At 34.4% G+C, this 8,920-nt stretch carries 9 protein-coding genes; 7 read left to right on the forward strand and 2 right to left on the reverse strand.

The window, feature by feature from the left end:
• Positions 1 to 7: 7 nt before the first annotated feature.
• Positions 8 to 277, reverse strand: coding sequence for a hypothetical protein (locus KC460_02420; protein ID MCA9770202.1), 270 nt, complete (start codon positions 275 to 277; stop codon positions 8 to 10).
• 492 nt (positions 278 to 769) lie between these two features.
• On the opposite strand from KC460_02420, the gene tnpA reads away from it, so the two are divergent.
• A complete protein-coding gene (tnpA, locus tag KC460_02425) occupies positions 770 to 1,153 on the forward strand; it encodes an IS200/IS605 family transposase (GenBank protein ID MCA9770203.1) in 384 nt (127 codons plus the stop codon).
• Positions 1,154 to 1,218: 65 nt separating this feature from the next.
• Here tnpA and KC460_02430 read toward each other — a convergent pair whose 3' ends face one another.
• Positions 1,219 to 1,695, reverse strand: a complete 477-nt coding sequence (locus KC460_02430; protein ID MCA9770204.1) for a prepilin-type N-terminal cleavage/methylation domain-containing protein — start codon at positions 1,693 to 1,695, stop codon at positions 1,219 to 1,221.
• 189 nt (positions 1,696 to 1,884) lie between these two features.
• Between KC460_02430 and KC460_02435 the strand changes: the two genes are divergently transcribed.
• The 6 genes from KC460_02435 (at position 1,885) to KC460_02460 (ending at position 8,824) form a co-directional block, all read left to right on the forward strand.
• The gene (locus tag KC460_02435) at positions 1,885 to 2,199 is read left to right on the forward strand and encodes a hypothetical protein (protein ID MCA9770205.1); all 315 of its coding nucleotides are present in this window, start codon (positions 1,885 to 1,887) and stop codon (positions 2,197 to 2,199) included.
• A 15-nt stretch (positions 2,200 to 2,214) separates the two neighbouring features.
• On the forward strand, positions 2,215 to 4,146 hold the full coding sequence (gene metG, locus KC460_02440; protein ID MCA9770206.1) for a methionine--tRNA ligase: 1,932 nt from the start codon (positions 2,215 to 2,217) through the stop codon (positions 4,144 to 4,146).
• Positions 4,147 to 4,235: 89 nt separating this feature from the next.
• Positions 4,236 to 6,230 (forward strand): heparinase II/III family protein, encoded by a 1,995-nt coding sequence (locus KC460_02445; protein MCA9770207.1) that lies wholly within the window; start codon positions 4,236 to 4,238, stop codon positions 6,228 to 6,230.
• Between the two features lie 69 nt (positions 6,231 to 6,299).
• A complete protein-coding gene (locus tag KC460_02450; GenBank protein MCA9770208.1) occupies positions 6,300 to 6,800 on the forward strand; it encodes a GNAT family N-acetyltransferase in 501 nt (166 codons plus the stop codon).
• A gap of 109 nt (positions 6,801 to 6,909) precedes the next feature.
• Entirely contained in the window at positions 6,910 to 8,196 is a 1,287-nt protein-coding gene (locus tag KC460_02455) for an outer membrane protein transport protein (GenBank protein MCA9770209.1), read from the forward strand.
• Positions 8,197 to 8,230: 34 nt separating this feature from the next.
• Positions 8,231 to 8,824 carry a carbonic anhydrase gene (locus tag KC460_02460; GenBank protein ID MCA9770210.1) on the forward strand — a complete coding sequence of 198 codons (594 nt, stop codon included), beginning with the start codon at positions 8,231 to 8,233 and terminating at the stop codon, positions 8,822 to 8,824.
• The last annotated feature ends 96 nt before the right edge of the window (positions 8,825 to 8,920 follow it).

The following is an 8,920-nucleotide window of genomic DNA, read 5'->3' on the forward strand; positions in this document are numbered from 1 at the left end:
ATTATCCTTAATCTGTAGGGCCACCATTGTATATATTGTTTTTGTTATGATTATTTATTTTCAATTTTTTGCCTATTGTTTCTGAAGTATCTATCGATCCATTATTTTTTTTATCTTGTTTGAATTTTTTACTTATAGAATGAATATCTTTATGTAAATTCTCGATCGTGTTGTATATTTTAGTGATATCAAAATTTTTAATAAGAAAATCAATAAAATCATTTTTTTGCGTTGTTTCTTTTGGAAGTTTTATTTTTACGTTAAATGTTCCATCCATATTAAATTGTATTGTAATGTTAACCTTAATTTCTTCGCCTATGTAGACAATTGCATCATCCGTGGTGAGATATGAGCGTCTGTTGCTTGAATTAAGATAATCTATATAAAATAGAACATTTAGTTCATTCCCCCCTTTTTTTTATAGAAACTATAAACACCAAAATATTTAATTTTGTCCTTTTTTAGAGAAGTATTTGCTTTAACAGTTTTTCTTATTTTTAAAAACAACCAAGATAGAAATGTTTTATTTTTTTTATTATTAATGTCTGTTACTTGATTGTTAATCCTATTATTTAATATTGGAATGTTGTTATTTAAATTAAAACAGAAATATTTAAATCCATCCGTTTGAAAGTTATCAACTTTATTTCCGTGACCAGAAAACCGTGGCCTTTTAAGGCCGGGGATGAATGGTCTCCCTTAGTGGGCGGATATGAGTAAAAGTTAAAAACTTTTGCGAATGCACACTAAAAATGGCATATTGGACAATATGAGTAAATATTGGAAAGGATCGCAAACAACGCATAGGCTTATGTATCACTTAGTGTGGATTCCAAAGTACAGAAAGAGAATGTTAAGAGGAAGAATAGCAAAACGAATTGAAGAACTGCTGGACGAATGTGCAGATATGAATAGGTGGAAACTAAATATTCAACCTGATCATGTACATGTTCTTGTTCGGATGAGGCCTGAAGTAAGTGTGAGTAAAATGGTTCAGCTATTCAAGGGAATGAGCAGTAAAGTAATTCGCGAAGAATTTCCTGAATTAAAAGAATTCTTGTGGGGTAAAAGTTTTTGGGCAGATGGATATTTTGCTGAAACATCAGGACAGCTGAATGAAAGCCAAATTAGGGAGTACATTAAAAATCAATAAACTTTTGAAGGGCTATGAAAAGCGGTGGCTTTTAAGCCACCCGTGCATTTACTTTTTCCATATTACTATTGAGAAAGCGCATCTTGCAAAAAAGTAATTTTATTATGATGGTCAACAGATAAAATATCTGGTTTGCCGTTACCAAGAATGTCACCAGCAGCAATAATCAAGAATTCATTTTGATTTGCATGCGCTTTATTCAAATAAGTGTGTGATGTTTGTAATTTACCGGTAAAATAGTTGGTACCTTCAGATCCATTTGCAAAACCATATGTATAATAGAAGTTTTCATCTACACCGCCACCATGATAACCTTCCGGTTTCCAGCCTATACCTTCATTACCGCTTAGAATTGTCGAATAATTGCCATGTTGTGCCCAATGAGATTTTTGTGCTGCATATAATGAATGTAGGTTCATATATGCCTCAGCTCGTTTTGATTTTGCTAAAAATTTGGTGAAGCTTGGAATGGAGATCATTGCAAGAAAAGCAATAATAGCAACAACGATCATCAATTCGATGATCGTGAATCCCTTTTTCATGTCTGCCCCCTTACCCTTTACTGATGATCATGTTTTTATAGTAAATCCATGTTCAGTTATCGCGCAAGGATATACTAATTTTTTTTATATTGTGCTTATAAAACAGATAGAAAGCTCTTTGCTTGCGGGGTAGAAAACGATATACTAGTGCCATATTAAGAACATATAGTAATAAAAGGTGTGTGCCCTATGAGAAAAAAATTTACGGGAGTTTTGTTGTGCCTTTCGTTGTTGTGTGTGATGGTGCAAAAAATATGCGCAGATTCATTTTCTGATTCGCATACTGTCAAGCAAGTAGCGCTTATTGTGGCGAGCTTAGGTATCACGTGTGGTGGTACTTATTTGATAAGTAAAACTTCAAAAGGTATTCTAAATAAAGTGTGCAGCTTGGTTGGTGGTTCTGCGATGATTGTAGCTGGACTTGCTGGAATTGTATTAAGTGATGCATTGTTAGATTCTATTCAAGAGGTACTTGAAAAGGCTACTGAGTCAAGTGATTTGTAATATATCGGGATATTAATGAGTAAAAAATGGTATGTCACCACACCAATTTATTATGTAACTGCAAAACCACATTTGGGTTCTTTATATTCAACATTGTTGGCTGATGTGATAGCACGCTGGAAAAAATTACAGGGTCGAGAAGTATTTTTTTTAACTGGTACAGACGAGCATGGGCAAAAAGTTGCGCAAGCAGCAGAGCAAGCAGGTAAAGAACCAAAAGAGTTTATTGATGGTTTTATTGGTGCATACAAGGATGCATGGCATAAATATGGCATCGAATATTCTTATTTTATTCGTACTACTGATGATTATCATGTAAAAGCAGTGCAACAATGGCTCAAATACTTACAAGAAAAAGGTTCCATTTATAAAGGCGAGTATACAGGCTGGTATTGTACACCATGTGAAACATTTATAACATCTCAAGAAGATAGTCCGTTATGTTCTTCATGTGGGCGGCCAACTGAGTATGTTACAGAAGAGACCTACTTTTTTAAACTCTCTGTATACCAAGATAAATTACTCAAATTTTACAAGGATAATCCAAACTTTATCGTGCCAAAAGCACGCGCGAATGAAGTCATTAATTTTGTGAAAGAGGGCTTAAAAGACTTAAGTATTTCTCGTACAACTGTGACATGGGGAATTCCATTTCCTGATGATGAAAAACATGTTTCATATGTGTGGGCTGATGCATTGAATAATTATATTACTGCTGTTGGATATGGTAATAAATATCGCCAAAGTGATTTCCAAAAATGGTGGCCTGCAGATACGCATGTAATGGGTAAAGACATTGTACGTTTTCATGCCGTTTATTGGCCAGCATTTTTACTTGCTTCTGGTTTACCATTGCCAAAACAACTTCTGGTGCATGGGTGGATTAAAACAAATAATAAAAAAATGTCTAAATCGTTGGGTAATGTTGTTGATCCAATGGAATTGTATACTACCTATGGTCCAGATCAGGTGCGTTACTATTTATTACGCCATATGGCAATTACACAAGATGGTGATTTTACCATTAAGCATCTTGAAGAAGTGATTACAACTGATCTAGCAAATAATCTGGGTAATTTATTAAATCGTACTATTGCATTAGCAGAAAAAAATCAAGTGTTTGATATTAAAGCACCTGAAGTTTGGCATAAAGGTGCCATTGACTTGCGTGATGAATGTTTGAATATGCTAGAAGATGTGCATGAATATATGGATGAGTATTTATTCCATATGGCGCTTGCTCGTGCTGCTAAGTATATTAGTAGTGTCAATGCGTATTTTCATTTGCAGGAACCGTGGAAGCTGGCAAAAATAGACAAGGATTTGTTTAATGAAGCTTTAAGTGCGGTGTGCCATTCATTGTATGTTGTTGCTATTATTCTGTGGCCGACGATGCCGCACAAGATGCCTGAGTTGCTAAAAGCTCTTGGTTCTGCGTTTGATTTGAGAAATAATACAATAGAGAAACTTGAGCTTGGTATGTGGAATAAGGAATTTATGTTACATAAAACTGAAGAGCCATTATTTATAAAGCCTTACTCCACTGAAGCTACGAAGGACAGGCCCAATTATGAAGGAAAAACAGAAGAAAAAAAGTCTTTTGGATTGAGTAATGAGAATGTCATTGATATTAAAGACTTTGCAAAAGTACATCTTGTGGTTGGTACAATTATGAAATGTGAGATTGTAGAAAAATCAGAAAAATTATTAAAACTGACTGTGAATTGTGGCCAGTATGGTGTGCGTCAAATTCTTTCTGGTGTTCGTAAATATTTTATGCCGGAAGACATGATCAATAAACAAGGTGTTTTTGTGGTGAACCTAAAACCGCGCAAAATGATGGACATGATTTCAGAGGGTATGATGTTGCTTGCCGATGATGGCCGAGGTAATTTGCAAATGATGATGCCGGGTAACCCTGTACCTAATGGAACACAACTAAAATAACATTTTTCCTACGGTTCAAGAAGTTTTTTGATGGATGATTTAGTACGGTACTAGACAAATAGTTTGCTGGGCAGTAGCCTCAAGCGATTATGATAGAAGAAATTGTTTATTATGTCAGACGCATCAATTCTTTAGGCTTACAACAATCCGCAGTTCGTACTGTTAGAAAAATAAAAGAGTCATATCTTAGATCCTATTGGCGAAAAAAAGCTTACAATGGAACAGCTGCGTACACATGGCAAGATATTACAAAAAAACATGTTTACACACAAAGCTTTGATCAGTTTTGTATTGAACAAAAAAGGCATCAGCTTTCTTTTTTACCTGAGCTGTATAAATATGTTCCGGATAAACAGATTGTTGCTGATGCGGATTTGTTTGTGCAAAATTGTTTTGATGTGCTTGGTTCAGGTATGCAATATTTTACAACGATACCATGGCATACTGATTTTAGATTAAAAGCGCAACATAAAAAGAGTGGTGATCTACAACATTTTGATTTTTACCAATTTGACAAAAATATTTTTTATCAAGATCGTCCAAATCTTATTCTTAATTCTAATCAATCTATAGATAGGTTATCAAAAGATATAAAGGTACCCTGGGAACTTTCTCGTTGTTATCATTTTTTTGTTTTGGGGCGTGTGTATGAATTAACTGGCGAGCAAAAATATGCCGATAGTTTTTATGCACAGATTCATGATTGGATAGAGCATAATCCTTATTTGTTTGGTATTAATTGGATGTGCCCTATGGAAGTAGGATTGCGATCGGTTAACTGGGTTATTGCGTCGTATTACTTTTTCCCAACAAAGCAAATTACTGAATCTTTGTACAATCACTTGATTTATCTAGAAAATAATTGGGAGCTGTATGATGGGCGCACATCAAATCATTATCTTTCAAATTTGATTGGTTACTTTTATTTGTGTTGGTTCTTTCAAGATCTGATTGGCGTAGAAAAAAAGCGTGATTGGTGTTATTCAGAATTTTTACGCGAATGGGATAAACAAGTTTTTGATGAGGGGACTGATTATGAGGGTTCTACTGCATATCACCGATTTATAATCGAAATGTTTTATCATTTTTATTTATTGTGCAGAGCATTTAAACTTGAGTTACCAAAATCATATCAAGAAAAATTAATGCGAATGTTTCAATTTATTGAGTGGTGTACACCGTATGATGGTACATTGATAACAATTGGTGATGATGATTCTGGAAAAGTGTTGTTTTATGGACTAGGGGGGCTTATTCCATCGAAAAAATATTGTATTAATATGTCTGGTGTTTTTTCCGATGTAGCCTCGGAGAAGTCGAAATATCAAAGAGCAAAGTTGGAAGAGGTAAAACATTATCAAAAGTTTGGTTTATCAATTATAAAAACAAAGAAATGGCATATAACACTGCGCCAACATGCGTATCAAAAAAAACAACCAAATGGGCACTATCATGCCGATGTTGGAAGTATTACTGTTGCAATAAATGGTATGCAATTGTTTATTGATCCGGGAAGTTATGTATATACACCATCAGTATATTGGCGAAATTATTTTCGCAGTTATGTACATCATAATACGTTTTTTTTAAATAACGAACCAATTGCTGTTGATGAAAAATTATTTGTGTTGCCAATTTCTGAGAATAAGTGGAGACCAGAAAAGAATAGGAATAATTTGGAAATTATGTGTATGCATGATTTGTATCAACGACGTGGTATTCAGATGAAAAGAAACGTGCAGTTGGATAAAGAAAACAATCAGCTTATTATTAATGATTTCTGTAGTCTTCAAGGAAAAGATACAAAAAAAACTGATGTCAGCAAAACATATCTGGTGTATTGGAATTTTGTTGTTGGGTTAGAAATAAAAGTAGAAAAAAAAGTAAAAGATTTATTTTTTTTTCACAAAAATACGCTATTAGCAATACTTCATTGTGCTGGTCTCGATTTTGAAATCAGTGATGCCTGGGTTGCACCACATTATGGTACAAAGATAAGAACGGTAGGATTGCGATCCAGTAAAGATTTAGGGGTCGAGGATAGCGTTACTATTGTTATTGAAGCTATCAAAAAGATAATCTAAAAAAATAAGTAAAATCACGTTAAAAGTTACGAAGAACACAAGAGCAAAGGCAGAAGGGGAGGAGTTTAAATGAAGTGTGAAACTTGTTCTGGGGATTTGGTTACTATAGCGTCTCTTAAAGAAAGAGATATTGCTACGTATTTAGAAGAACTTTCGGATGTTGTTAGGCATACGTTGTATATTTCATCAAAGCAAACAAAAAAAGAGTGTCTTGAAAGTAGCAAAGTTGATGTTCAAGAAAATGGCGCTATATGTGTTTATGCAATACTAGAAAACAAAACAAAAAAGCTGATTGGTGCAATTGAAATTCGGCCGATGTATCAGTTTAAAGGTCAATTATACGTGTGGTTAAATGAACAATATTGGGGTGAGGGATATTTTAAAGAAGCTATCGATTTAATTACGCAAATGTATTTTGAAAATGTGCTTGAAACATTTTGTACGGCACATGTTGATGTGATGAATGTGCGAAGTTATAAAGCATTCAAAAAAGCAGGTTTTGCCGATAAAGAAATATATGACGGACCGTATGGCAAACAGTATGTATTGGTTTATAAAAGAATTAGTTAGTAAGTTTATTGACTTACTACCGTTCAATTTATTTTAATTTTCTAATGTAAAGCGATTCTTTTAATACAAATAGTGGCCATCTTGATATCGATAGGATGTTTATATAACTATGAGAAATAATAAATTTGTATTTTTATTGTTAATCTTGATTGGCTATACAGAGACAATTCTGGCAACAAATGGTTACTTTGGGCCTGGTTTTGGTACACGAGCACTAGGTAGAGGCGGCGCCACAACAGCATATGCAGACGAGACGCTTATAGGAGCTACCAATCCTGCAGGTATGGTACGTTTGGGCAATAGAGCGGATGGAGGGGTTCAGTTTTTTGTTCCTCCTAGAAAATATTGTTTTACCGGATCAGAAATGACGAACAATGCTGGTGGTTCTCGAGTAAGTGGGAATAATATCTTTACTATTCCTCATTTTGGGTTTAATTATATGTTTAATGATGATATGTCTTTAGGGTTTGCTCTTTACGCCAATGGTTTTAATACAAATTATCCGAAAAATAATCCTATTTTTGGTACCGGCTCATTGGGTGCGAATTTGTTGCAAATTATTGGAGCGCCAACGTTTTCATTTATTTTTGTAGAGGATGCTGAAGATCAAGATCATTCTTTGGGTATCTCTGCATTAATCGATTTTCAAGCTATACAAATTAAGGGCATGCAAACGTTAGATAATAGTACTTTTTCTGAATTTCCAGGTTGTGTTACTAACAATAAACATGATATATCGGGTGGTGTAGGATTTAGAATGGGATATCAAGGAAGATTCAAAGAGCGTTTTTATATTGGCGGAGCTTTTTCTACAAAAATATACAATGCTCGGCATGATCTTTATAAAGGAATAATTGCTGAAAAAGGTAAATTACATGTACCAGAAATTTTAAGCTTAGGGATTGCTGTAACAGATATTTGGGATCGATGCAGTATTTTTTTTGATTATCAGAGAGTATTTTTTGGTAGAATTCGTGCACTAAACAATTCGATAAAAAACTTTGGCTTGCCAATTAATCTTGGTGCGCCAGAAATAAAGCACAAACTTGGTTCTGATTGTGGGCCGGGTTTTGGGTGGAGTAGTATATCGATTTATAGGGTTGGTTTTGAGTTAATGTTTATTGAGAGACTTGTGTGTCGTGCTGGATATTCTTATGGGGATGCACCATTCAAGGGTTGTTCAGATATTGACTTTAATATTATCAGTCCGGCAGTTCATAAGCATCATCTTATGTTTGGAATAAGTTATCAGCTAGATGATAAAGCGAGTATTGATCTTTTGTATATACATGCTTTCAACAATTCAACATCCGGTGTTTCAAACTTTGGGCTTGGAGCGGTTAAGCTTGAGATGAGGCAACATATGCTTGAGTTCAACGTGGCATACAAGTTTTAGTATTTGTTTCGTTATTATTTCAAGGGAGAGTTAAATGGTAAATATGCAAGTTGAGTGGGAAATAGAGCAGCGTAGAAAGTGGGCTCATCGTCGTCAATTAGGTATTCCAAATAATCGTCAATTAATGGTTGTTGCATGCATGGATGAGCGACTACCTGTTGATGAAGCGCTAGGTATTCGTCTTGGCGATGCGCATGTGTTTCGCAATGCTGGCGGATTGGTAACTGATGATGTTATTCGTTCGGCAATGTTGACTACAAACTTTTTCAATACGAAAGAAATAATTATTGTTAATCATACTGAGTGCGGTATGATGTCTGCGCTGGGAGGTACTCTAGTTAAAGCGCTTAGTAAAGATCATGATTTAGAAAAAGTTCATATTAATCCTGCATTACCAGAATTGAAAATAGAAAATCAAAAGGCAAATTTTGAAAAATGGATCGGCATGTTTGCGGATGTTGATAAAACATGTCAACAACAAATTGAACTGTTACGCAGCTCTCCTCTTATTCCAGAGCATGTTATTATTACTGGTTATATATGGCAAGTAGAGAGTATGACGCTACGTAAACCATTTGCACGTCTTTATGAGAAAGTGAATACTAATAAAGATACTGGTGCAAAATAATGTACGATACTAGTATATAAGAACCTATCCCAAAATTAAAATCTTGAAATAATTTTGTAAAAAAAGGAAAATCTCGCTGATAAAAAGATGTTAAAA

This window comes from Candidatus Dependentiae bacterium (genome assembly GCA_020431705.1).
Classification (GTDB): Bacteria; Babelota; Babeliae; order Babelales; family Vermiphilaceae; genus JAGQHQ01.